This is a genomic window from Woronichinia naegeliana WA131 (assembly GCA_025370055.1).
GTDB lineage: Bacteria > Cyanobacteriota > Cyanobacteriia > Cyanobacteriales > Microcystaceae > Woronichinia > Woronichinia naegeliana.
The window spans coordinates 4,425,751-4,450,837 of record CP073041.1 but is presented as its reverse complement, the minus strand read 5'-3'; the positions used below and the strand labels follow the sequence as shown (position 1 = coordinate 4,450,837).

The window sequence follows — 25,087 nt, the reverse complement described above, 5'->3', positions numbered from 1 at the left end:
AGAGAAAGCAGATGTACCGAAAGCAACAGTACTCAATTGAAACACCAGAAAACTTGAAAAATCTGTTCGGCGGGCAGTTAGACGAAGAAAATCGTTGGATAGAAATGTCAAAAATGATTCCCTGGGAAGAATATGAGGAAGAATATGCAAAAAACTTCACAGAAAAAAAAGGAGCCCCAGCCAAATCATTTAGAATGGCATTAGGAGCATTAATTATCAAAGAAATTTCAGGAAAAAGTGACAGAGAAACAGTAGAACAAATAAAAGAGAACCCTTATTTACAGTACTTTATAGGAATGGAAAGCTATAGTAGCAAAGAAGCATTTAGTGCGTCAATGATGGTTCATTTTCGTAAAAAAATAGGAATGGAATTAATAAATAAAATTAATAAAGAAATAGAAAAAAAAGCGACGGTTGTAGCGTCAGAAAAAAAAGAAAATGAAGGAAAGTTATTGTTAGATGCGACTTGTACACCAGCAGATATAAAATATCCAACGGATATAGGAATATTGAATGATGCCAGAGAAAAAACAGAAAAAATAATAGATAAGCTGTATGAAGAAATAAAAGAGAAAAGGAAAGAAAAGCCGAGGACTTATAGGGAAGTGGCAAGAAAAGAGTACTTAGCCATAGCAAAAAAACGTCGTGTGTCAAAAAAAGAAAGAAGAAAAGGAACAAAAAAACAACTAGGATATATAAAAAGAAACTTGTCTCATATAGAAAAAATGATAGAAGAGGGAGCAAAGTTAGAAAAACTAACGAAAAAAGAGCAAGAAGAGCTTGTAACGATAGGAAAAGTGTATGAGCAACAGTTAGAAATGTATGAAAAAAAGACAAATAAAGTAGAAAACAGAATTGTGAGTGTAAGCCAACCTCACGTGCGTCCAATAGTGCGTGGAAAAGCGGGAAAAGCAGTAGAGTTTGGAGCTAAAATATCGGCAAGTAATGTGAATGGCTTTGTCTTCTTAGACAAATTAAGTTGGGATAATTACAACGAATCGGGAGATTTACAAGCGCGAATAGAAGAATATAAAAGGGAAACAGGATGTTATCCGGAATCGGTTCATGTGGATAAAATCTATCGAACAAAAGCGAATCGAGCTTATTGTAAAGAAAGGGATATAAGAATGAGTGGTCCCCGATTGGGAAGACCGCCGAAAGAGGTGAGCAAAGAAAAAAAGAAAGAGGCACGCTCAGATGAAAGAGTGCGTAATGCCATTGAGGGTAAATTCGGACAGGGAAAGAGGAAATTTAGTCTTGGTCGAGTGATGGCCAAACTACCTGAGACCTCGGAAACGGTAATTGCGATGAACTTTTTGGTAATGAATCTTTCTACTCTACTTCAGAAGACAAAAAGTAAAAAGTTGTAGAGTCGTTTTTCTTGTGAAAAATGGTGTTAATTTTCCTCTCTTTTGTGAGGAGTGATTTGTGTTGACCTTTTTAGACAGAAAGGAACAATAGATTAAACAAAATCTGTATTTTGATTTGTTTCCATAAGGATAAGTTATCTATGCTTTTTCAGTCCATACTTCCCTAACCCACATTTCTTTCGTTTTTTGACTTTTTCAGCAAGCCCTAAAGACTTTACCGAGTTTGGTTTGACGATTCCATAACCAAAGTTCACCGATTAAATTGGATTCTCGATTACCGCTTAATCCACCGACGGGGGGCATAATAATTAATTCTCCTTGGGCCGTTCGTTCGAGTTGCCAGTTTTCATTATCTTGGCAAAGTTGATAGAATTGATCGTCGCTTAAGGCAACATTTCTAAAACTCAAAGTAATCGGTTCTAAGGTAATCATTTTGGACTCCTAAGCAAGTGAGTATAAAAATTATTCGGATTCGCTAAAAGATTTGTAATAATAAAGTCTAACATTTTCTATTCTTGTTTTTCTTAGCTCTTTTTGGGCAGTTCCCACCCACATATTTAGGTAATATACTTGATGTTGATAAAAGCTATGAACTCTTTATTAATTTTTAGGGCAATCAAGATCGATCAAATAATTGTTCTAGGGAGTAAGGGCAATCAGGCGGAAAAACAACCGAATTAACGGTTTTAATTTTCACAAATCCTAACGCATCTTGATAGATAGAATTTAATTCTTTCTCTAAATAGTTGCTGAGATTGGTGGTAATTTTTCGTCCTAATTGAGTACGAAAGGTGTAAATTTCTTCTTGCCAATGAACTGCATTATATTCTGCTTCAGTTGTCCAGTATTGCAGTAACAATAAATGACGGATAATTTGTTCTAAGAGGCTGGCTACAGAATTTCTCTTTTCTCTTCCAAAATCCTCTAATTCCTCGATTAAATTATCTAAATCTAGCTGTTGAAATTGATGCCTTTTTAGTAAGCAAACCATTTCTTCTAGCCATTGAGCATCATCAACATCATAGAGTTGTTTTAAGTCATTCATTTCTATCGTCAACAAAAAGCTTACTCCATAAATAATTTCTAATTGTGTAATTTACTCGCTCTGGCTAATTCCTTTTAACAACTCAAGTCTTGCCTCTAAAATATCAGGCATTTGTAAACATTTTAATAGTAAATTTACATCCAAATCTGGTAAAAATTCACTACGATAAATTTGGACATAACCCGACTCTTGCTGATAGTATAAAGACAATTGATTATTTTGCCAAAACCAAACTTCAGGAATATTAAAACGACGATATTTTTCTAGTTTATTGATGTTTCCACTGGTAATAATAATTTCAATTGCTAAATCAGGATGACTCTTTTTTGTTCCTAAATAGTAAGACTCATCAGGCTCAAAAGAAACATCTTTGGTTTCATCTCGCCGAGTGGCACTACCAACAGGAAAAAATCTAATTCCTTTTTCAACAAAATAAACTTCCAACAAAAATCCTAAAATACTTTTAATACCTTCGTGAGTTTCTCCTAATGTCATAAGTTCTATATTGCCGTCTAAATAGGTTATCCGCAAACCTGCCGTATCTGCCAACCACATTTCTAAGTCCAGAAATTGCTGCCAACTGTAATGGCTAGGTAAGGTTAAACGTTGTTCATCAATGACATTAGTTTTATCACTGAGATTAGGTTTTTCAATTAGTTGGACGGTCATAACTTAAAGTCTCCCACCAAATGATACTGCTAATAAAGTTCTAACACTAACCCCAAAAAATCTAAGTCTCGTCTTGTTCAAACTCCGTGCAAGGTATCCAAAAAGCCCCGAACTGAACTAGGCTTGTAGGTCAACGTAGAGGCGAACCATGCACCAAGAGAGGCAAAAAAAGACTTTTGACACTTTTTGATGTGAGTGCTGGAATTGAGGCGACTATTCCGCGTCGTCACCCGCAAAAGGAGCTAATTCTCCCAACCAAAGGGGTGTCATCCCTGTGCAACTTTCAGAGGAGGTTGTGTTGATTTCCCTTTGTACGGGTGCGGCTTGTTGGGGTTTGAGGTTTTTCTTCGTCATAGTTTGTGTCTCCACAATTAATGAATTTGAATTAGTAGCACTCTAAATTAAAGCTAGGCCACTTGTCAAGTTTTTTGTTGCAATTCTTGACTAAAGATTGTCAATGAATATAGACTATATTTTAAAATCTGCTAAATTATAAGGTATAAGGTGGCAATATGGTTGCAGCCATTAGTAAAATAGTTAAAAATGGTATTTTGTTTGATCTAAAAAATTGGAAAAAAGGAATGTCTAATACAGATCAATTTGTTCAATTTATTGAAAATGTCTTTGATACTTTAACTGATCGCAATATTGATTACTTATTAGTCAGCGGAGTCGCTTTATTAAGTTATGTAGAAGGGCGGAATACCCAAAAGATTAATTTGATTTTAGCCAAATCAGATTTAAAAGCATTACCAGAAATTACGATTATCGAAGAAAACAATGATTTTATTCGCGGTGAATTTGGGAATTTAACCATTGATATTTTATTAACCCAAAACCGACTATTTAACAAAATTATTCTACCTGTAAATAATTCGTTGATAGATTATCCTGTGAAACGGTACGATAGGGCTTTCGAGCTCGCGTCAGATGTAATCAACGAAAATTTTACAGCAAGATATTATCTGTTGTCATGAGAGTTTTTCTTATTTTCTTTGTCCTTGTTTTTTTAGTACGAAATGTGGGCTGTAAGTCTTTTCGTCTCCAGCTAGACGACACCACTGCCCCCTAATCCGCAAGAATCAAAAAGCGATCGCCCACTAGAGAAACTTAAACGAAGATTGAACTAAGGTCTGGGTTAACAATCCGACGTTTTAAAGAGCCGTAAATTTTGCCAGAGAGCGACGGGGATTTTCTATTCGACTGGCGCGAATTTTTTCATAATATTCCCGTTCAACTTCACTCAAGCTTTTTGGAATTTCGATGACAATACGTACTAACTGATCACCCCGTCCATCCTTCGGTAAAATCCAACCCTTGCCCCGTAACCGTAGAGACTGCCCCGATTTTACCCCTGGCGGAACCTTTATTGTCACCAAGCCGCCCGGTGTGGGAACTTCTATGGAGCAACCCAATACTGCCTCATCCGGTGTAATCGGCACTTCACAAACCAGATTGTCACCCTCAAACTGAAAAATAGGATGGGGTTCTAATTGCACATTCAGATAGAGATCACCTCGTTGTTGATTGTAAGGGTTGACCTGTCCCTTGCCCCTAACCTTAACTCGACTGCCCGCTTTGGCTCCAGCAGGAATACGCACTTCAACAATTTCATTGCCGAGGTTAAGTCTTTTTTGCACTCCCCGAAAGGCTTCCGATAACGTTAAACGCAGAGTGGCTTCGCGATCGCTGTTGGTTGGTTGATTGCCAAAACTGCCAAAATCATTAAAGCCTGTACCTGGGCCTGGTTGAGTCCGATAGGAATAGGAGCGATTACCTGCCCCAGGCGTGTTGAAACGTCCTAACAGTTCGTTAATAAATTCATCGAAATTACCATATTGGCTAAAGTCAAAACCGCCAAAATCTGTATTGGGAACTCCTTGACCCCAATTTCCTTGACCCGCCTGTTGCCAATATTTGCCGAATTGATCGTATTTCTGCCGTTTTTCTGGGTCAGATAACACTTCGTAGGCTTCACTAATTTCCTTAAAACGTTCTTCAGCAGCCTTGTTACCTGGATTGCGATCAGGGTGATATTTGAGAGCCAACTTACGGAAGGTTTTTTTGATCTCATCTTCCATTGCTGTTTTTGTTAACCCTAAAATTTCGTAATAGTCTTTAAAGTCAGTGGCAGGCATAAGGTCTCCGAGTTACAGTGAAAGGTTGGCAGGTAGTTATTATAAATTAACGTATTAGTCAGGAAGAGCAAAGAGTTTAGCCCCCTTTTCGTGATCCTAGCAAATAACTCTTGCTGTAAAATTTTCGTTGATTACATCTGATGCGAGCTCGAAAGCCCTATTGTACCGTTTCACAGGATAATCTATCAACGAATTATTTACAGGTAGAAATATCTCGATTATTTGTTCTGCATCCTTCAAACTCCTGCGGCTCATTACATAACTTGATTTTCTGGTAAAAATGCCTAAACTCCCTATCTGGCAAGAGTTAGGCTGCACTTAGCTAAATTATTTTTTTACTCTAAAAACTTGCTAGGAAATTCTTTTAAGTACAAATCGTCTGCTGAATGTGGGTTTTTACCTTTATTTAGGGCTTGCTGAATAAGCATAGAACCATTGCCAGATAATGCTTTCAAGCATTTTAAAAACGATCAGGTGCAAGGTTATGGCCTTTGGAGGCTCAAAGCCCATGCACGTCGTTGGAAAACTGGGGGTTGAAATTGGAAACTACTCTCTGAAGTCACCATTTTTCGCCTCCTGTGGCATCTAGGTTCGTTTTGTGGACTTTTTCAGCAGACCCTATTTACAAATATAGCGTTTTAACCCACATTCCGTACATAAAAGAAGAACAAAGAAAATAAGAAAAGCACCTATGACAAAAGATAATACTGACAAGTAGTAGCCCCAAAAAAGCCTAAAAGCCTCTCTCGCTCAAGCGTGAGATTGATAATTTGGGGACAATTATCCAGTACAACCCAATAAATCCCCCTCAAAGTCTGAAAAATCCAACGCAGAGTCGGAGGTTGAGTCGGCTTTCCCAACTGATTAGGCACAGTCTCCTCCTGCTCTGCCAGAGCCTGTCTCAGTTTACGTTGCCCCAAGCTGTACACCAACAAACACAACGCCATAATGAAAGTCAATGCCATAATCCTCTCAGGGGTTTTGAGGAAAACACTCGAAGCAAACAACAGATTTAGCATAAGTATTTTTACGACGACGGAAGGCGGCTAAATAGCGTCGGATAGCATTATTAAATGCCTCAACGTGGTTGGCATGGACATCCTTTTCTTCTGGTTTTTCTGTTGTCTCTGGATGTTCTGGTTTCGGAGTTTCTACTTTCTTTAGTTTACCCTCAGAATCTCGACGTTTACTACTCTTATTTTTTAGTCTTACCACAAGACCCTTCGGTAATACCTTGGTGGGACGACCTTGCTTTCCAGTCCTTAATACTTCGTGACAAATATTAAATAGCAGTTGACTATATCGCTTTTCTCCATCTGTAAATAACTGGAGAGATTCTGCACTCCTTTCAAATAATTCCGCTACCGTCATCATTGCTTCTAGAAATAATTTCTGCTCTTTTCGACCACATTTTAAATGCCAAATAAAGCGGCTAGCCCTGTCCATCAGCACGATTGTCCAACCCTCAGAGGCACTTGCCTCTTCATTTTTTCTAAATTTTGTATATAGTTCATCCCCTTATATTACTAATTTAACAAATTCATTTACTAAGGCGTATAAAAATAATGTCTCTTGTAATCCCGATAACTTCTTTTCCCAATTCAATATTTTTGTTTTCGCGTACCAAATACTCGGGTTGCTGCATTTAATCCTATTCCTTCCATTCTGGCTTTTAATACTTTTACAATTTCACTTAATGGGGTTTCTAAGCCAGCGATTACGCTACCATAAGTTTCAGCAAAGCAAGACCTACATTCTTGACAGATGAACATTTTACGTTCGACCTTACCTTTCGTTTGATAATGAGAATGTATTTTTACGTTTTCACTATAGCAACTGGAGAGTGCGAAGTTCTCTGTCAGACATTTTGACAAAATGCCTAAAAGCCTTGCATTGAAAGCCTTTCAGCGATTGTGAGTCTGGAAGAGGGGTGAAGGACGTTGGGGGCTGAAACCCTAGTAAACTCGTTGATTTTCCTAGAACTTCGCACTGTCCAGTATAGCAATGAGGACAGTTTTTCTTGAATAAGGCATCCTCTTTCTCTTGGCACAAGCCAACATCATTTAGGATTTCCATTGAGCTTTTCTTCAATATTGACATTGTTTTCTGTTTCCCTCTTCTTTGATATAATGACAATAATAGTACAATAAAAACGGGACGATGTCTAGTCTTAAACTATTTTTCTATTTTCTCAAAGCCTTACACCATAGCTTTTTTCAACTTTGATCAGACGAGACTAGTGCCTTTATGTTATTATACTTGTTAAACTGCTATAACTTTAAAGTCGTTATCTTCCAAGCTTATATTGACTTCTTGTCTCTCTAATGCATAGCCAGTAAGGCTTCCCACCTTTAACCAACCTGAACCAGTACCGAAAAAGCTGACAATGCACTAATTAATACAAATAGTTTTTAGGCGATTCAATTTTGGGATAAAATCAACAACAGAAGCCTAATCAGGATACCAAAACATCCCCTTAATCCCTTCTGGGTCAAGAACAAATCCTAATCGCCGATAAAAGTCCACCACTTGGGGATCGGCAAAAAGGGTGATATTGCTAATATCTTCATTGCGAAGTTTGCGGATCATGAATTGCATCAGGGCTTTTCCTAGACCGCGACTTTGGAAACTAGGATGCACCACCACATCCCAAACCGTTGCATTAAAGGCATGGTCTGATGTTGCCCTGGCAAAGCCAACTAAACGCCGACGGTTAGCCTTCAGTTCCCACATGGTTACAACTAAAAAGCTATATTCCAATGCTTTTTTAACTTTGCGAATGGGACGACGGGCCCAACCCACCGCATCACACAATTCCTCTAATTCATAGAGATCAATTTCTCGCTCTGTACTGAAAACCACACGAGCGCGACTAATCCCATTGCCATCTTCACTCAATTCGAGGAATTCTCCTTCAAATTTCAGGTTGGAGGAAGGAGCTACGGTGTCAGGGCTGAAAAGACGTTTCCAAAAAACCATGCCAATGGGCGATTAGGATAAATGTTTGCTAGGGACTAATAACTGTCCCCCTTAGTATAAGCTGAGGCCCACCGAGAATTCCCCTAGATTTCGGCCCTTTTTTCTAAAATGCTTAGGGATTTTGATCTCGTTTCATGGGTTTAGGGAGAGGTTTACGGGACGGTAAAGCTGGACGTTTATCTTCTGGACGCAAGGATGTCAGGCGATCGCTGCGAGGAAAAGAACGAGGATTATCGCCCTGGGATTTACGATAAGGCTTGCTGGTCTGGCGGGGAAGCCGCTTGGTGAGGACAAAACCGAGATCCTTCGCGGCTTGAATAATCAAAGTATCACGCTGTAACTTGACCTTTAAATCCCAAAAATGCCCTAGAGGACGTTCAGAAAGAATCCCTTTAAGTTTAATTTTGAAACATTTGGGCCGTTGAAAAGGAGTGGTTTGATCCATTGAAGAACTAGGACGAGGAGACTGACGAATTTTGAGAATAATCAATTCCCTTTCCCGATCTGCAAAGACCACTTCGCCTCGAATGGAAAACTGTCCCTGTTGGGATTCAGGAGGAGGCTGATCGCTTGCCAAAGCTGGACGAGCTTGCGGGTGAAGCGTTGCCGGCTCCCAGACTCCAGCTAACTGAAAATGAAGATGATCGTCCTCATCTCGCATCCGAGGATAGACTACCCAAAGATGGGGTTCACTGAGATCAAGATGATTTTTGATCACACTCATCATTTTACCTAGCAGAACAGCCTCCACCAATACGCCTTCCTCGGTTGTCAAAACGCCACGAGTGAGATGGGTTTCCGAGGGATAATATTGGCCATAGACTAAACCGATCGCCCGATATTGTCGAGGATGATTAGGAGGCGGAATGGGATGATTGCGCTCAGTAGAAATCATGGGCTTATGGACTGGGAAGGAAACACCTTAATCCCGAAAAATTCTCTCCTCTGAAGTATAGCCTTGGCTAGAGGTAGTTGCTAGTACCCAAAAACCTTGCAAATCATAGCTAACTGATACATTTATCTACTACAATAAAGTTGCTTAACTAGATTTGTTGCAAAATGAAATATGTCACACCGAAAGAAGCCTCCCAATTACTTGGGGTTAGTATCTCCTCCCTTCGACGATGGGAATCGGATGGCAAGATCAAAAGCATCCGCACCAGGGCAAACGCATCTTATTTTTGAAAGGTAGGCTGGATAAGGGTTTCCGAGATCATGATTGATTTTTTATGAAACGCTGAAAGTCTTATCAGATAAGGAGTCTAGAATTTAGATGCGTTTGCCCTGAATCTCAAATCCTACACCCCTTGCTCAACAAGGATTCTGTCGTTATTTCTGAGAATAAAATAAAATACGTCTGATGTGAGTTAAAATAACCTAGTAGTCAGCAAGGGTTTTAGCCCCCCCTTTAATTAGAGAAAGCATCAATTAAACAAGTTTACGCCATTCCATGCTCCAACTCACATCAGACGTAAAATGTGTGTTTCCTCCTAACTTAATAGCTTAAAAGTCCTGCTATGGAAGGACTTTAGTATTTGAGGTCTGAAAATGTCTTCCTAGACTAGCAGAAGAGAAATAGATAAAACGCATATAGGCAAGGCCCTTAAGCCCCTGGTTGATAAACAATGACTTCTCGGACTTTTTCCTCCCGCAAAAACCGTTGGCTCATCATTTTGGCGATCACCTTTCTGGTGCTGATTACGGTGATCAGTTTTCTAGTTTGGCTAAACAGCCTGAGCCGATCACCCTACTTCGCATCCAGAGTCAAGTTCCAAAATATGCAGAATCCATTGATGGCAATGAAAGAGAATGGCTAGAAAAAGGGAATCGTCTGATTAATGTCGGGACTTTTGCCCCCGTGAGTGAGGCCCATTTTCACAGTTCTCTTCCTAGCTCCGAAGGCCTAATTAGGATTGATGGACGACGACGAAATCCAGTTGATTCTGTTATTTTAGGCGATCGCTTTGGGGCAGTCATCTGGCGACAAGCAGTGGACAATGGCGAAATAATTTGGGTGACAACACCCTACCTAGGGCTTGCTGAAAAAGTCAAAAAACGAAAGAAATGTGGGTTAGGGAAGTATGGACTGAAAAAGCATAGATAACTTATCCTTATGGAAACAAATCAAAATACAGATTTTGTTTAATCTATTGTTCCTTTCTGTCTAAAAAGGTCAACACAAATCACTCCTCACAAAAGAGAGGAAAATTAACACCATTTTTCACAAGAAAAACGACTCTACAACTTTTTACTTTTTGTCTTCTGAAGTAGAGTAGAAAGATTCATTACCAAAAAGTTCATCGCAATTACCGTTTCCGAGGTCTCAGGTAGTTTGGCCATCACTCGACCAAGACTAAATTTCCTCTTTCCCTGTCCGAATTTACCCTCAATGGCATTACGCACTCTTTCATCTGAGCGTGCCTCTTTCTTTTTTTCTTTGCTCACCTCTTTCGGCGGTCTTCCCAATCGGGGACCACTCATTCTTATATCCCTTTCTTTACAATAAGCTCGATTCGCTTTTGTTCGATAGATTTTATCCACATGAACCGATTCCGGATAACATCCTGTTTCCCTTTTATATTCTTCTATTCGCGCTTGTAAATCTCCCGATTCGTTGTAATTATCCCAACTTAATTTGTCTAAGAAGACAAAGCCATTCACATTACTTGCCGATATTTTAGCTCCAAACTCTACTGCTTTTCCCGCTTTTCCACGCACTATTGGACGCACGTGAGGTTGGCTTACACTCACAATTCTGTTTTCTACTTTATTTGTCTTTTTTTCATACATTTCTAACTGTTGCTCATACACTTTTCCTATCGTTACAAGCTCTTCTTGCTCTTTTTTCGTTAGTTTTTCTAACTTTGCTCCCTCTTCTATCATTTTTTCTATATCAGACAAGTTTCTTTTTATATATCCTAGTTGTTTTTTTGTTCCTTTTCTTCTTTCTTTTTTTGACACACGACGTTTTTTTGCTATGGCTAAGTACTCTTTTCTTGCCACTTCCCTATAAGTCCTCGGCTTTTCTTTCCTTTTCTCTTTTATTTCTTCATACAGCTTATCTATTATTTTTTCTGTTTTTTCTCTGGCATCATTCAATATTCCTATATCCGTTGGATATTTTATATCTGCTGGTGTACAAGTCGCATCTAACAATAACTTTCCTTCATTTTCTTTTTTTTCTGACGCTACACCCGTCGCTTTTTTTCTATTTCTTTATTAATTTTATTTATTAATTCCATTCCTATTTTTTTACGAAAATGAACCATCATTGACGCATTAAATGCTTCTTTGCTACTATAGCTTTCCATTCCTATAAAGTACTGTAAATAAGGGTTCTCTTTTATTTGTTCTACTGTTTCTCTGTCACTTTTTCCTGAAATTTCTTTGATAATTAATGCTCCTAATGCCATTCTAAATGATTTGGCTGGGGCTCCTTTTTTTTCTGTGAAGTTTTTTGCATATTCTTCCTCATATTCTTCCCAGGGAATCATTTTTGACATTTCTATCCAACGATTTTCTTCGTCTAACTGCCCGCCGAACAGATTTTTCAAGTTTTCTGGTGTTTCAATTGAGTACTGTTGCTTTCGGTACATCTGCTTTCTCTCTTCTTAATGCAATGGTTTTGAGGCATTCTACCCTATTTTCGTGCATTCTAGCGGTTCTTAATTCGCCTACTATTTTTCTCCGTAAAGGTTTCAGCTTTTTTCAGCAAGCCCTACCTAGCAGCCAATGCCTATCAGGACTATCCCCAGAATTTTCAACTATTAGCCAATTTAGTTTCCCAGGGCCAGACAACGATTTGGGTGGATGAATATTTACATGGCTATAAGGACTCTGGTACTATTCGCGAGGAAGTTGCCCAAACTGTTTGGCATTATTTCCTAAAAACACCGTTACTGATTCTGTTTTTACAAGCTTTAGTTGTCTTGATTTTTATCCTTTGGTCAGGGAATCGACGCTTTGGACAAGCCATTCCTGTCACTCCAGCTATACGTAATAATAGTGAGGTTTATATTCGTGCCTTAGCCAGTGTTTTGGAAAAAGCGGAAAGTGTGGAATTTGTGGTTAACTATTTAAGTCAAGCGGAACAAAAACAACTGCGATCGCAATTAGGCTTAGGAGATCAGGCTTTGCCCCAGGAAGCTCTATTAACTGTTTGGGAAAAGCAAACACAACAATCTAATCTCAGTCTGCGATCGCTGCTAAATAGTCAAAAAATACCGCGTAATAACATTGAATTAAAACATTGGCTAGAACAATGGCAATTTGTACAAAAAATTTCCCGTGACTGAAATCAACCCACATCACATTGTTTGAAAACTGAAGTTTTTTTAGAAATATTTGAGGTCAAGTCCCCCTTTTTAAGGGGGATTTAGGGGGATCGACTTGAGCAATCAAAAAACTATTGTTTTCAAGTTAGACGGAGTTTAGCAATGTTAAAATCTCTAGGACTTAATGCGAATATCAATCACACTGGCATTAAAATCGTAACTTTTTCCTTCTAACTCCAATACAGTTCCAATTTTGATTTTTTGATTACCGAGAACTACACCTGTGGGAGTCATTTCTGCATTGCCCCCTAAAGTCAGAATCATATCCTGACTAAAATTGCCTTCTGGTCGGGGATCGGGGAGAGCCTTCACAGAACCATCGGGTTGGGGGACGGCTAAATTGCGGGGTAATTCCTGTACCTTGAGAATTTCTACTTGTCCGGCGGGTTGATTACGGATAATGATATTGGTTTTATTATCTAACTTAAATTCCTGTATTAAACTTTCAGGCTTCAGCACATTCAGCCCTCGCACTATTGTATCAACTTCAATTGGCTTAGTTTGTACTTGAGCAACAATACTTTTTCCCGATGTACCAGGAATAACAAAAATACCGACAATCACCATGAAAAGGATCAAGGCTGCCCCTAGATCCAAAATACTGATTTTGCCGAATACACGGCCTTTAGCATCTAATAATTTCATAGCAACTTTTTAGGTGAAATAAATTTAACGGTTATTTTATTGGGAAACGGAAGACTAGAATTGGGGCGATCTCGGAGAGATCCGCTTCGCGGTGCGCGTTGGACGGAGATGTCGGACGAAGATTAAAGAGGAACTCTCTGGGGGTAAAAACCTAGGCAATTGTAGCATAACTGGTTTCCTGCAAATTATGGATTTCACGAACAATTTTTCGACACAACTTCTATCATTTATCTAGTAATGCCTTCACCACTTGGCTAATCCCATGACGATCGCCTCTATTCGCTCTCCTTTGCAAATTAGCTGGGAACTGCTCCCTGATGATTACCCCTTACCCGATGACCCCGTGGATAATATTGATCAACCTCTTCTAGCCGAAGCCCTACGAGAAAGCTTAGATCTGGCCCACCAATTGCCGTCCCAAGGCTTTGTGGCCACTAACTTTGGTATTTGTACCCAGGTCAACGACAAATTTGTGATTAAGGCTCCCGATTGGGTCTATATTCCTCGAACGGAAAGTCAGCGATCGCGCCGCCGCAGTTATACTCCGCAGCGAGAAGGCGATTTGCCCCTGATCGTGATGGAATTTCTGTCGGAAACCGAGGGGGGCGAATATTCAGTCAATCCTAATTACCCCTACGGCAAATGGTACTTTTACGAACGAATTTTGCAGGTTCCCTACTACTGCATCTTTGAGCCAGAAAGGGGACGATTGGAAGTTTATCGTCTGACCGATGGGCGTTATCAAATGGTTAAAGCGGATGAACTAGAACGCTACCGAATCGCGCCACTCAATCTTGATCTCGGTGTTTGGCAAGGCGATGCCAAGGGCACGCTGCGCGCACGCAGTCAACGAAGTGGTTACTGGCTAAGGTGGTGGGATAGCGAAGGTAATCTTTTACTATGGGGAGCCGAACGGATTGAACAAGAACGGCAAAATACGGAACAAGAACGACAACGGGCCGATCGCCTCGCAGAACAATTAAAGGCCTTGGGCATTGATCCAGAGACAATCCTTTGAATAACAGCCTAAAGAAACCTTAACCGTCAGGCTCTAGGATAGAAAGATGGTCAAATTAGTCTAGGAAACAGATTATGGGTTTAGACGTTCAGCCGGAAGAGAAAAAAGTTGAAAAAAAGTCTAAAAAGGCGGTTTCGGCTTGGAGCATTGAGGAAAGTGAAAATCTCTATCGGATTCAGGGTTGGGGAAATCCCTACTTTTCCATTAATGCAGTGGGCCATATTACCGTTTCTCCCCATGGCGATCGCGGTGGTTCCCTAGACCTCTTAGAATTGGTGGAATCCCTCCGTAAACGCAAACTAGAATTACCCTTATTACTGCGTTTTTCTGATATTCTGGCGGATCGAATTGAACGTTTAAATGCTTGCTTTGCTAAGGCGATCGCTCGTTATAAATACGATGGCATCTATCAGGGGGTTTATCCGATCAAATGTAATCAACAGCGTCATATTGTCGAAGCTTTGGTACATTATGGCCAGCCCTACAATTTTGGTCTAGAAGCGGGTTCCAAGCCTGAATTAATGATTGCCCTGGCCACCCTGCCGCCCCAACTAGAGCGCAATGAAAAATCCCCCAAAAGTTTAATTATCTGTAATGGCTACAAGGATCGGGAATATTTAGAAACGGCTCTGTTAGCCAAACGCTTAGGTCATAAACCGATCATTGTCATTGATCAGCTACAGGAACTAGATCGCATTCTTTGCATTAGTCAGCAACTTAACATTAAACCGATTCTGGGGATTCGAGCCAAATTAAGCACCAAAGACAGTGCTCAAGATCGGGGGGGAAATCATCACTCGCCTAAGCGATCGCTGCGAAATCGTCCCAAATTTGGCTTAACTGTGCCAGAAATTCTAGAAGTGGTGAATCGTCTGGAAGCCTGCGATCGCCTGGATTGCCTAAAAATGCTGCACTTTCATCTTGGTTCCCAAATTTCTAACATTACTTTGATCAAAGAAGCGATGCGCGAAGCCAGCCAGATCTATGTGCAACTGGTCAAACTGGGAGCCAAAATGCGCTATCTCAATGTGGGTGGGGGATTGGCGATCGACTACGACGGTTCCAATACCAATTTTGTCGCTTCTAAAAACTACAATATGCAGAATTATGCCAATGATATTGTGGCCGCCATTCAAGAAGCCTGTGACCAAGCCGAAATTCAGGTTCCTACCCTGGTGAGTGAAAGCGGTCGGGCGATCGCGGCCCATCAATCAGTCTTAATTTTTGATGTGCTAGGCACTAACGATATTCCCCCCAGTGAACCCAAAGCGATCGAGAAAAAAGAAGCTCTCATTCTCCAAAGTTTTTGGGAAACCTATCAATCCATTACCCCTAAAAACTATCAAGAAGCCTACCATGATGCGGTGCAGTTTAAAGAAGAAGCGGCCAGTTTATTTAACTTTGGTTATTTAAGTTTAACGGAAAGAGCTAGGGTCGAAAAACTCTATTGGGCCTGTTGTCAGAAAATCCTAGAAATCATTCGTAATCTAGACTATGTGCCGGATGATTTTGAAGATCTAGAAAAGATTATGGCTTCTATTTACTATATTAATCTTTCCGTTTTTCAATCGGCTCCTGAAACCTGGTCATTAAATCAACTTTTCCCGATCATGCCCATTCATCGTCTGGATGAAGAACCCCAACAACGCGGTATTTTAGCCGATATTACCTGCGATAGTGATGGTAAAATTGACCGTTTTATTGATCTACGGGATGTGAAATCAGTGTTGGAACTTCATGCCTTAAATCATGCTCAAAAATCCCCTACGACTGATGGCAAAAGTAAAAAGAAAGTCCCCAATCAGCCCTATTATCTAGGCATGTTTTTAGTGGGAGCCTATCAGGAAATTATGGGCAATTTGCATAATTTATTTGGCGATATTAACGTGGTGCATATTGTTATGACTCCCAAGGGTTATCAAATTGAATCCGTCGTTAAGGGAGATACGATGACGGAAGTTTTAAGTTATGTGCAATATGATGCCGAGGACTTAATTGAAAGTATGCGACGTTACAGCGAAACAGCCTTGATGGAAGGGAAAATTACCCTGGAAGAATCCCAACGTCTCCTAGAGGATTATGAAAAAAGTCTGCGTCGTTATACCTATTTAGTAGATGAAACTCAGCATCTTTCCTAGGAAGCCGCTTGTTGCGTAAACATGGCTTGTAGTACCAAAGCCGGATCGATAAACTGCCCATCGTATTTTAGTCCCCAGTGCAGATGAGGCCCCGTTGTTCGTCCACTCATCCCCACCCTGGCGATTCTGGCCCCGACTGGAATTTCCTGTCCCTGTTGTAAAACAATGCCCCCTTCGCGATCAACCAGATAACGGGTTCCATTACTAATTTCGACTCGTCCCATGAGATGACAATAGACGTGTTGCCATTCTCCCGATTGGACTCGAATCATGGTTCCGCAGGCCGTATTATCAGACAATTCGACAATTTGTCCTGTCCACCAATTCCGCACATAACTACCAATGGGAGCCGCTAGATCTAAGCCATAGTGAAATTGACTAGAACCATCAACGGGCGAAGAACGATAGCCAAAGCCAGAGGTATAGGATTGAAAGTTTTCCACCGGAAAAGAAGCATATTGCCAAGGATTAGATGGTCGAACCGCAGTGGGGGAATACTGGGCTTGACTCGTTTTAGGAGCTAAACCAAAGGAAACGAATCCGGTTAAAAGTCCACTTAGCACAATGCGTCCCAGGGCAGAAATGGAACTTTGTCGGGGCTGCATTCTCCGATTATCAAAATGATGTTTTTGCATAATACTCACTCCTCACAATTTAGACGAGCGGAAAATCAACCTTAACGCCCATCTCCTCCCTATGATAGATCGGCTTTTAGGATCAGGGCGATGCCTAACTTAGTACGCAAAAGCAGTCTTTTGTTCTTATGGCTAATCCAGCTCTCAAAAATTTTTTAGCTGTGACTGAGATCACTGCCGATCGCTTTTTGGGTAGATTAACTATAGTTATGGACTAAGGGGAAAGGTATTTCTATTATGATAAATGCTCGTTTAAAACTATTTTTTCTTGCCAATTTAAGCCGTCAGAAAATTGGCTCTGATCGCGGTTTTGCTTTACCAATGGCTCTGATGGTGGGAATGGTCATTCTCGTTGTCGGTGCAACCATGATTATTCGCGCCCAAAGTGATCAATCTAATGTTATTTCCCAAACAACCAGTAATAAGGCAATGGCCATTGCTGAAGCTGGGGCCACTCGCTATGTGGACTTTTTAAATAATAATCGCGGACTCATTCCCTATTCTGCTTGTGTAACTCAGGATGCAACAACGGGAGCTTGTAGTGATACGGCTTCAGCGCAAAGTTGGTATGGTGTAGGCCAGACAGCAAGTACGGCTTCGACAACATCAATTCCTAATATTGCACCCAGCCCTTCTACTACTTCTACTTCTACCTCTTGTGATAGTTCTAGCTCCAGTGCAAATTTACCATCTAATTATCAGACTGATTCTTCGAGTAGTATTGCTGACTGGGCAAAATCTGCCACGACTGGTAGCAATATTGGCTGGAAAGATTTGCCAAATGGAACAGGTCAATATCGTTTAGTGAGCTACATACCAACTGGTATTACTTCTACCACTTCAGGATCTGCTAAATTGATCGTTGAGGGTCGGGCTAATCAAACTGGTACAGAAACTACTGCTACAGAAAATGTCAATACAGGTAAAGCTCGCATAGAGATTACAATTCCTGCCTCCCCAAATTCTGCTAGTAGTGGTAGTGGTTCAGGTTCGGGTTTTCCAGGTCTATGGGCAAGAGATTTTAAGATAAATAAGGTCAGTATTTATTCCAATGTTCGTGATTCATCGCAGTGTCTCACTAATGCTAAATCAATTTCTACCACGACCCCGATCTCTGAAACCTCCACTTATATAGAAAAAGTACCTGATTCCCCTTTAGTAGTCACTTCTACGAAAAAAAATACGGGAGCAGGAAATGATAATTTATATCAAAAGACAAATGCAGGTATTATGAAGCTTCGAAAACAGGGGTTTCCGTCACTCCCGAATGGTGGAACTTATGCGGCTCCTTCAACAACAGGTACCCCCCAGACAGCAAATGCTCTTTCGTGTCCTTACTCAGGACAAACAGATAGCAAGGGTAAAAGTGTTCCCGCAGTATTTCCAAGGAAAGATGACTATGATACGACGGGAAAGCAGTACGGAAGTGCTAATCCACCACAGCTAAATGCAACATACGTTTACGTTGTTTGTTCAAGTAAGCCCGGTAATGCAGAAGGTAAGTCAATTGATATTAGCTCAAACGATGGTGTAACACTAGGCATATCGGGACAAGAGAAATTCAAGTTCTACCTTGGCGGTAGCATGATACTCGGTGGAAGTGGTAATTTTGAGCCTCTATCTGGAACTAATACCCAAATCTATATTGCTCCAGCAGGCTATTTAGACATTGGTGCTGGCGGCAATGTTGGATTAGTTTCTGCCCCTTCAGCCCTTCAGTTGTACGTTTATGCGACAGATAATGGTTTTGCTAGTGGTAGTAATGCGAATGCCCATGCTAAAAATACAACTACTCAGACACAAAGTGTTCGATTAGGAGGCAATGGTTCATTCTATGGTTTTGTGTTTGCCCCCAACGCAAATGCCCTGATGGGTGGTACAGAAGATGTTGCTGGGGCCTTATGGGCTAAATCCATTGAAATTGGAGGCGACGGAAAAGTGTGGCAAGCACTCTTTAATACAACGGGTTTAGATGTCACTCTTCCCGATTCTTCTTACACAACCTATAATCTTGGCGGTTCACCAACTGCATGGAAGCGTGTTCAAGTAAACTAACCTGTCCCTTATGCTTAGTCCCTTTTAGTGCGATCTAGTAGCCTGTAGGGTGCATCTCACGCACCACCAAAATTAATTCTTCTTCCTAAAAATTAATTATTAAATCCATTGGCAGACCTTGGTTTGCCTTTTTTCTTGCCCTTTTTCCCCCGTGCTAGACTTAAGACTACTTCAAATCCGTAATCAACATGAACGCAATCAGTATAAATTCAGCCCAAAATAACTTAGACAATATTATGGATCAAGTCTGTGGCGATCGCCGACCAATGGTTATTACTCGATGCAACACCAACTTCCAATTCTTCTTCCTAAAACCCAATACTTAAACCTCATTGGCAGCATGGGCAGCGATCGGCAGCGATCGGTTTGTTTACCCAATTCCTTGAGTTGGCGATCAGTCTCCTTTTGTTGGCGATCGGTTTCCTTCTGTGCCTGACTAACCTCCTTAAGTTGTAGGTCAGTTTCCTTTTGGGCAGTCGTTAATTCAGCGAGAAGTCGCCATACGTCATCTGCGGTGGTTGCCATAGATTATTTACCTTTGTTATTCTTGGTTTCCTCTATTTTAATGGATTATCTGCGATGCCAAAGGCACGCTTCGCGCACGCTATTTGATCGTAAAGACTCGGAAAGGCGATCACTTTTGAAGGAGAAAGTAGAGAGAGGCGATCGCTTTTGAAGGAGGGAATTGGGAAGATGATACAACCTTAACTAGGGCTTGCTGAATAAGGATGAAATCCTTGCTAGACAATACTTTCAGGCATTTTACAAACGATCAGATGCAAGGTTATGGCATTTGGAGGCTCAAAATCCATGCACTTTGCTGGAAAAATGTGAGGTAAAACTGGAAACTGATCTCTGAAGTCACCATTTTTCGCGCCCTGTGGCATCTAGGTTCGTTTTGTGGACTTTTTCAGCAAGCCCTAACTAACTGAATGACTCGCTCTTTCACTTCATCCCGTACCCTTGAAAAGATTTCAGGGCGTTCGGCGGGATCATCCAATTGCCAATCTTCAAACCCATCGCGCAGTAGCCATGCTTCGGGTAGATTTACGCCGCACCCACAGAGAGAAATAACAATGTCAAAATCCTCTGGGTTAAAGTCTGCCAAGGCTTTGGAGGTTTGATCCGTAATATCAATACCAATATCTTTCATGGTAGCGATCGCTTCTGGTCGAACTTGACTGGCTTCTAAACCTGAACTGGTAACTTCAATTTGACCTTTTCCTAACACCTTGGCAAAGCCCTCGGCCATTTGGGAGCGGGCGGAATTTTTTTTACAGACAAACATGACTTTTTTCATGATTTTTAGGGGATAAAGTGAACTGAATTTAATACGAACCATCAGCAATTAATTACTGATTTTTTTTGTTCTCTGGAAACTGGAACAATAGATTTATTGCATATAATGAGCGAACGCAGTTCGATAAACTCACTGACCACAATTCGCCCCTACAATCTTCCTCAAAACCTGTGTTTACGACCATTGTTCTTTTCCCTGAAAATCTCGAAAATCATTAGATAAAACTCGATAAACGATGACGGCTAATTGCGCTCCCAAAATTGGTGCGATCCAGTAAATCCAATGGGCTTCCCAGACTCCACTAACCAAGGCTGGCCCAAGAGATCGGGCGGGATTCATGCTTGCTCCTGTAATTGGCCCCATAAAAGCGGCTTCTAGGGCAACGGTTAAACCGATCGCTAAACCAGCAAAACCCAATGGTGCGCGTCGGTCTAAGCCTGAGCCTAAAATCACCAACATGAGAATAAAGGTTAAAATCGTCTCTAAAATCAAGGATTGTAGCCAATTACCCTCTAAAGGAACTGTCGCACCTAAATTACCGACTTTGCCCAAGGAAAGTAAAAGCGTCAGAGAAGCCGCGATCGCACCAAAGCATTGAGCCAAAATATAGGAAAAAACTCGATTTCTTGGGAAAAAACCACTCGACCAAAAAGCTAGGGTGACAGCAGGATTAAAATGAGCTTGACTAATATGCCCCAGTCCGTAAATCAAGGCAGTTACGACCGCCCCAAAAACAAAACTAATGCCTAAATGGGTAATCGCTCCTTCACTAATTTCATGGGTCATAATTGCCCCCGTTCCCGCAAAAACAAGGATAAAAGTTCCCAAAGCTTCTGCTAGGATTTCCCTAAATTGCTGTCTGAAAACCTGGAGGGTTCGTTGGGTCATACTAGACACAAACTAAATAAAATAAGGTTTTTTTCTTTTCTTATTATTTCAAAAAAAATTGATTTGTCAAGAGGGGATGGTGTGCAAAAAGAAAAATATACCTTGAAAAATTGGTGGGTTAATTTGGCTCTGGACAGGAGCGAGCAGGTAAAACGGGACTAAATCGTCGATATTCTGCCAGATATTCTTCGAGAGCCAAAAATTGAGCTAGGTTAAGGCTGTAATAGATCCAGCGTCCTTGCTGACGGGAACGAAGAAAACCCGCTTCTTTTAAGGTTTTTAGGTGAAAAGATAACTTGGATTGAGACGTTTCTAGCTGTTCACACAATTCGCAAACACATAATTCTTGCGATCGCAGTAGTTCTATCACCCCAATCCGTAGGGGATCGGACAGGGCATGGAAACTAGAAATAATTTCGATGGATGGATGAGGGAAAGTTGTTTTCATCAAATAAAGTTGAAGTATTGAAGTCAGAGCCGATTTCGGTTGTTAAAAATTTAACCCTTAAACAAGTTAGAGACTGTTTGCCCAGAGACGTTTTTTAAGACTAAGGGAAACATTCACTAAACTAATCAAAACGGGAACTTCTACCAAGGGGCCAATCACGGCAGCAAAGGCGGCTCCAGAGTTGATCCCAAAGACTGAAATAGCTACGGCGATCGCTAATTCAAAATTATTACCTGCGGCGGTAAAGGCCACACTGGCAGCTTGAGCATAATTAGCTTTAATTTTCCAAGCCATATAAAAGCTGGCAAAAAACATAATCGTAAAATAGATAATCAAGGGAATGGCAATGCGAACCACATCCAAGGGAATCTGGACAATCAGACTACCTTTCAAGCTAAACATAATTAAAATGGTAAACAGTAAGGCAATGAGGGTAATCGGACTAATTTTGGGAATAAAGAAATTGTAATACCATTGTCTTCCCTTCACTTTGAGTAAAAAGTAGCGTGTAAAAAAGCCAGCCAGAAAGGGAATACCGAGATAGACAAAAACACTTTTTGCAACTTCTGCAATGCTGATATTAACAACACTCCCCTGTAAGCCAAATAAAGGTGGCAAAACAGAGATAAAAAACCAGGCATAAACGCTATAAAAAAGAACTTGAAAAATGCTGTTAAAGGCAACTAGTCCGGCGGTAAATTCCGCATCTCCCCTGGCCAATTCACTCCAAACAATCACCATTGCAATACAGGGGGCAATACCGACTAGTATTAAACCCGTCATATATTCTGGGTAATTGTGAAGGAATAGCGTTGCTAAGGTAAACATCAAAATGGGTGCAATTAACCAGGTTTGTAATAAAGACAGTATTAAAACTTTCCCATTCCGAAAAACATCTCCCAGTTCTTCATAACGCACTTTGGCTAAGGGAGGAAACATCATCAAAATTAAACCGATCGCAATGGGGATATTAGTGGTTCCAACTTGAAATTGGTTAATAAAACCTTCAATGCCTGGGAAAAAGTAGCCCCAACTCACCCCGATCGCCATTGCCAGAAAGATCCAGAGTGTGAGCAAACGATCTAGCCATGATAAACGACGAATCACCGCTTCTGTGGTCATAACAGCTAAAACAATAAAGTTGCCACCTCCAACATATCAAAAAAAATTGATTTGTCAATCTCCCAATCTCCCAGTCTCCCAATCTCCCAGTCTCAACAAGAACGGCCCGGCAAAATCGGACTATAACGCCGCAAATTAGCAAAATACTCTTCCATCAGGACAAATTGAGCCAGATTTAAACGGTAATAGATCCAACGCCCCTCTTGACGAGTCTGAACTAGCCCCGCTTCCTTGAGGATTTTGAGGTGAAAGGAGAGCTTAGACTGACTGATTTCCAGTTTTTCCATCAGTTCACACACACATAATTCCTGCGATCGCAGTAGCTCAATAATTTGCAGTCGCCAGGGATCGGAAAGGGCATGGAAACCCGCTTGAATAGTTGGGGGGGCAAGCGTCACAGAAGTATTCATCAAATAATCTTGATGGATTGACTGATCCAGAAAGAAAGAATGATTCTAGCTTAACGAATGAAACAAACTTGAGAGCAAATATTCCCTCATTCTGGCGAAGAAGATCATTGAGCATTATCGCTCAGGCTTATTTGCAGTATCCTAGGAAGATTAGCCTTTTTTCTTTGCCCATAAGACTCATTATTTTAAAACTGGACTTGCATGAATGATTGAAACGGACTTTGATGTGATTGTCGTCGGTTCTGGGGCTGCGGGGCTGTATGCAACCTTGTGTTTACCCGCTTCCCTTCGTATTGCTTTAATCACCAAAGCCAAATTGAAAACGGGGGCCAGTGATTGGGCCCAGGGAGGCATTGCTGCCGCGATCGCCCCAACCGATTCGCCTCAATTTCACTGTCAGGATACGCTTGAAGCTGGTGCCGGACTTTGTGAACCTCAAGCGGTACAGTTTTTAGTTGAACACGCTCCCCAGGCCATTCAAGATCTCGTCAATTTAGGGGTCAGCTTTGACCGTCATGGTTCAGATTTAGCCTTAACCCTAGAGGCAGCCCATTCTCAACCCAGGGTGCTCCATGCCGCCGATACAACGGGCCGGGCCATTGTTAGTGTCTTAATGGATAAAGTCTTGGCCTGTCCCCATATTCAAATTTTTTCCCAGGCGATCGCCCTTGGTTTAGACTGTGATCCTGAAACCCAAACTTGTCAGGGCATTAGTCTGCTTTACCAAAATCAGGTGCGGTGGCTATCGGCAAGGGCGGTGCTTTTGGCCACAGGGGGCGGCGGCCAGGTGTTTGTGCAAACGACCAATCCGGCAGTTAGTACAGGAGATGGGGTGGCCTTGGCTTGGCGGGCGGGAGCAATTTTACAGGATTTAGAATTTTTTCAATTTCATCCCACGGCCTTAACGAAACCTGGGGTGCCTCATTTTTTGATTAGTGAAGCGGTTCGGGGAGAAGGAGCGCATTTATTGGATCGGGTCGGCGATCGCTTTGCCTTTCGTTACCATCCGAAGGGAGAATTAGCCCCCAGGGATGTGGTGAGTCGGGCGATTTTTCAGCATTTGGAAGCTACGGAAACCGATCCCACAACCGCAAAAGTTTATTTGGATCTTAGTCCCATTGAACCGGAACGCATTCAACGACGTTTTCCCAACATTATCAAACGTTGTCTGGGATGGGGCATCGATATTTTAACCGAACTGCAAATTCCAGTGGCCCCAGCAGCCCATTATTGGATGGGAGGAATCCGCACGGCTCTCGATTGTCGCACCTCGATTACCGGTCTCTATGGGATCGGTGAAACAACCAGTACCGGAGTTCATGGAGCTAATCGTTTAGCCAGTAATTCCCTGTTGGAATGTATTGTTTTTGCTTCTCAATTAACTCAGATTGACTTACCTCCAGTCTCGCAGCCATCGATTTCTCTTCCCCCAATTATTTGTACAGAAGATTGGTCATCGGATTGGGCGACAATTCAACAATTGCGTCAATCTTTACCGGTTTTAATGTGGCATTCGGCGGGCATTTGTCGAACTCAATCCCATCTAGAAACCGCGATCGCGGAAGTAGAAGCATGGCGACAAATTTTTGAACAACTTCCCAGTAGTCAATATTTAACGACGATTCCTAAGGGTCAAACGGTGCAATTATTGGAAAATCTAGAGGAAGAAAAGCTGCGTACCTGGTCAGAAACTCGCAATCTCTTGGATATTGCCTATCTGATTTTAAAAAGTGCTCTTTTTCGGCAAGAAAGTCGTGGCGGCCATTACCGTTTGGATTATCCTGAAACCTCACCCGAATGGCAAGTTCACACTTTGATTAACGGCGATCGCTGGCAAACAGGAGCAATTCATTTTCTTTGAAGTTAGACGACAATTTTTATGCCTATTTTAAC

Annotated in this window: 25 protein-coding genes and 2 pseudogenes; 9 read left to right on the top strand and 18 right to left on the bottom strand. The window is 41.3% G+C overall.

Features of this window, described 5'->3' with window-relative positions; genetic code table 11:
• Nucleotides 1-11 precede the first annotated feature (11 nt).
• A pseudogene (locus KA717_22435) lies at nt 12-1,349 on the top strand (IS5 family transposase).
• A gap of 216 nt (nt 1,350-1,565) precedes the next feature.
• On the opposite strand, the gene KA717_22430 reads toward KA717_22435, so the two are convergent.
• From KA717_22430 to KA717_22420, 3 genes are all read right to left on the bottom strand, one after another.
• Nucleotides 1,566-1,802, bottom strand: a complete 237-nt coding sequence (locus KA717_22430) for a Uma2 family endonuclease (protein UXE58769.1) — start codon at nt 1,800-1,802, stop codon at nt 1,566-1,568.
• A gap of 184 nt (nt 1,803-1,986) precedes the next feature.
• Nucleotides 1,987-2,415, bottom strand: a complete 429-nt coding sequence (locus tag KA717_22425) for a DUF29 domain-containing protein (GenBank protein ID UXE58768.1) — start codon at nt 2,413-2,415, stop codon at nt 1,987-1,989.
• Nucleotides 2,416-2,466: 51 nt separating this feature from the next.
• On the bottom strand, nt 2,467-3,084 hold the full coding sequence (locus KA717_22420; protein UXE58767.1) for a Uma2 family endonuclease: 618 nt from the start codon (nt 3,082-3,084) through the stop codon (nt 2,467-2,469).
• A gap of 512 nt (nt 3,085-3,596) precedes the next feature.
• On the opposite strand from KA717_22420, the gene KA717_22415 reads away from it, so the two are divergent.
• Nucleotides 3,597-4,061, top strand: coding sequence for a hypothetical protein (locus KA717_22415; GenBank protein UXE58766.1), 465 nt, complete (start codon nt 3,597-3,599; stop codon nt 4,059-4,061).
• A gap of 177 nt (nt 4,062-4,238) precedes the next feature.
• On the opposite strand, the gene KA717_22410 is transcribed toward KA717_22415, so the two are convergent.
• The 6 genes from KA717_22410 to KA717_22385 all read right to left on the bottom strand — a co-directional run bounded on the left by KA717_22410 (nt 4,239) and on the right by KA717_22385 (nt 9,096).
• A complete protein-coding gene (locus KA717_22410; GenBank protein UXE58765.1) occupies nt 4,239-5,222 on the bottom strand; it encodes a DnaJ domain-containing protein in 984 nt (327 codons plus the stop codon).
• 689 nt (nt 5,223-5,911) lie between these two features.
• Nucleotides 5,912-6,187: a hypothetical protein gene (locus KA717_22405; GenBank protein ID UXE58764.1), complete on the bottom strand. Its 276-nt coding sequence runs from the start codon at nt 6,185-6,187 to the stop codon at nt 5,912-5,914.
• 7 nt (nt 6,188-6,194) lie between these two features.
• On the bottom strand, nt 6,195-6,674 hold the full coding sequence (locus tag KA717_22400) for a hypothetical protein (protein ID UXE58763.1): 480 nt from the start codon (nt 6,672-6,674) through the stop codon (nt 6,195-6,197).
• A 149-nt stretch (nt 6,675-6,823) separates the two neighbouring features.
• Entirely contained in the window at nt 6,824-7,096 is a 273-nt protein-coding gene (locus KA717_22395) for a hypothetical protein (protein UXE58762.1), read from the bottom strand.
• Between the two features lie 577 nt (nt 7,097-7,673).
• Nucleotides 7,674-8,201, bottom strand: a complete 528-nt coding sequence (locus KA717_22390) for a GNAT family N-acetyltransferase (GenBank protein ID UXE58761.1) — start codon at nt 8,199-8,201, stop codon at nt 7,674-7,676.
• 112 nt (nt 8,202-8,313) lie between these two features.
• Nucleotides 8,314-9,096 (bottom strand): hypothetical protein, encoded by a 783-nt coding sequence (locus KA717_22385; GenBank protein ID UXE58760.1) that lies wholly within the window; start codon nt 9,094-9,096, stop codon nt 8,314-8,316.
• A 164-nt stretch (nt 9,097-9,260) separates the two neighbouring features.
• Here KA717_22385 and KA717_22380 point away from each other — a divergent pair, with 164 nt between their 5' ends.
• On the top strand, nt 9,261-9,386 hold the full coding sequence (locus KA717_22380) for a MerR family DNA-binding transcriptional regulator (GenBank protein UXE58759.1): 126 nt from the start codon (nt 9,261-9,263) through the stop codon (nt 9,384-9,386).
• Between the two features lie 475 nt (nt 9,387-9,861).
• Entirely contained in the window at nt 9,862-10,305 is a 444-nt protein-coding gene (locus KA717_22375; GenBank protein UXE58758.1) for a hypothetical protein, read from the top strand.
• A 155-nt stretch (nt 10,306-10,460) separates the two neighbouring features.
• Here KA717_22375 and KA717_22370 read toward each other — a convergent pair.
• Nucleotides 10,461-11,797, bottom strand: a pseudogene (locus KA717_22370) (IS5 family transposase).
• Between the two features lie 210 nt (nt 11,798-12,007).
• On the opposite strand from KA717_22370, the gene KA717_22365 reads away from it, so the two are divergent.
• The gene (locus KA717_22365; GenBank protein UXE58757.1) at nt 12,008-12,496 is read left to right on the top strand and encodes a hypothetical protein; all 489 of its coding nucleotides are present in this window, start codon (nt 12,008-12,010) and stop codon (nt 12,494-12,496) included.
• A gap of 153 nt (nt 12,497-12,649) precedes the next feature.
• Here the strand turns inward: KA717_22365 and KA717_22360 are convergent, their stop codons facing one another.
• Nucleotides 12,650-13,180 carry a DUF4330 domain-containing protein gene (locus KA717_22360; protein UXE58756.1) on the bottom strand — a complete coding sequence of 177 codons (531 nt, stop codon included), beginning with the start codon at nt 13,178-13,180 and terminating at the stop codon, nt 12,650-12,652.
• A gap of 262 nt (nt 13,181-13,442) precedes the next feature.
• Between KA717_22360 and KA717_22355 the strand changes: the two genes are divergently transcribed.
• Both KA717_22355 and speA read left to right on the top strand, forming a co-directional pair.
• Nucleotides 13,443-14,198, top strand: a complete 756-nt coding sequence (locus KA717_22355) for a Uma2 family endonuclease (protein ID UXE58755.1) — start codon at nt 13,443-13,445, stop codon at nt 14,196-14,198.
• A 74-nt stretch (nt 14,199-14,272) separates the two neighbouring features.
• A complete protein-coding gene (gene speA, locus KA717_22350) occupies nt 14,273-16,336 on the top strand; it encodes a biosynthetic arginine decarboxylase (protein UXE58754.1) in 2,064 nt (687 codons plus the stop codon).
• On the opposite strand, the gene KA717_22345 is transcribed toward speA, so the two are convergent.
• The gene (locus tag KA717_22345) at nt 16,333-16,971 is read right to left on the bottom strand and encodes a M23 family metallopeptidase (protein ID UXE58753.1); all 639 of its coding nucleotides are present in this window, start codon (nt 16,969-16,971) and stop codon (nt 16,333-16,335) included. The two genes, speA and KA717_22345, sit on opposite strands and share 4 nt — an antisense overlap.
• 237 nt (nt 16,972-17,208) lie before the next feature.
• Between KA717_22345 and KA717_22340 the strand changes: the two genes are divergently transcribed.
• Nucleotides 17,209-19,026 carry a hypothetical protein gene (locus KA717_22340; GenBank protein ID UXE58752.1) on the top strand — a complete coding sequence of 606 codons (1,818 nt, stop codon included), beginning with the start codon at nt 17,209-17,211 and terminating at the stop codon, nt 19,024-19,026.
• Between the two features lie 273 nt (nt 19,027-19,299).
• Here the strand turns inward: KA717_22340 and KA717_22335 are convergent, their stop codons facing one another.
• The 6 genes from KA717_22335 to KA717_22310 form a co-directional block, all read right to left on the bottom strand.
• Nucleotides 19,300-19,551 carry a hypothetical protein gene (locus KA717_22335; protein UXE58751.1) on the bottom strand — a complete coding sequence of 84 codons (252 nt, stop codon included), beginning with the start codon at nt 19,549-19,551 and terminating at the stop codon, nt 19,300-19,302.
• Nucleotides 19,552-19,936: 385 nt separating this feature from the next.
• On the bottom strand, nt 19,937-20,326 hold the full coding sequence (gene arsC / locus KA717_22330; protein ID UXE58750.1) for an arsenate reductase, glutathione/glutaredoxin type: 390 nt from the start codon (nt 20,324-20,326) through the stop codon (nt 19,937-19,939).
• A 174-nt stretch (nt 20,327-20,500) separates the two neighbouring features.
• Nucleotides 20,501-21,214: an aquaporin gene (locus KA717_22325; protein ID UXE58749.1), complete on the bottom strand. Its 714-nt coding sequence runs from the start codon at nt 21,212-21,214 to the stop codon at nt 20,501-20,503.
• A gap of 118 nt (nt 21,215-21,332) precedes the next feature.
• Complete coding sequence (locus KA717_22320; protein ID UXE58748.1) at nt 21,333-21,662, bottom strand: metalloregulator ArsR/SmtB family transcription factor; 330 nt, start codon at nt 21,660-21,662, stop codon at nt 21,333-21,335.
• Nucleotides 21,663-21,728: 66 nt separating this feature from the next.
• Nucleotides 21,729-22,784 (bottom strand): ACR3 family arsenite efflux transporter, encoded by a 1,056-nt coding sequence (gene arsB, locus KA717_22315; protein UXE58747.1) that lies wholly within the window; start codon nt 22,782-22,784, stop codon nt 21,729-21,731.
• Nucleotides 22,785-22,876: 92 nt separating this feature from the next.
• Complete coding sequence (locus KA717_22310) at nt 22,877-23,194, bottom strand: metalloregulator ArsR/SmtB family transcription factor (protein UXE58746.1); 318 nt, start codon at nt 23,192-23,194, stop codon at nt 22,877-22,879.
• A 205-nt stretch (nt 23,195-23,399) separates the two neighbouring features.
• Here KA717_22310 and nadB point away from each other — a divergent pair, with 205 nt between their 5' ends.
• Nucleotides 23,400-25,055 carry an L-aspartate oxidase gene (gene nadB, locus KA717_22305; GenBank protein UXE58745.1) on the top strand — a complete coding sequence of 552 codons (1,656 nt, stop codon included), beginning with the start codon at nt 23,400-23,402 and terminating at the stop codon, nt 25,053-25,055.
• The last annotated feature ends 32 nt before the right edge of the window (nt 25,056-25,087 follow it).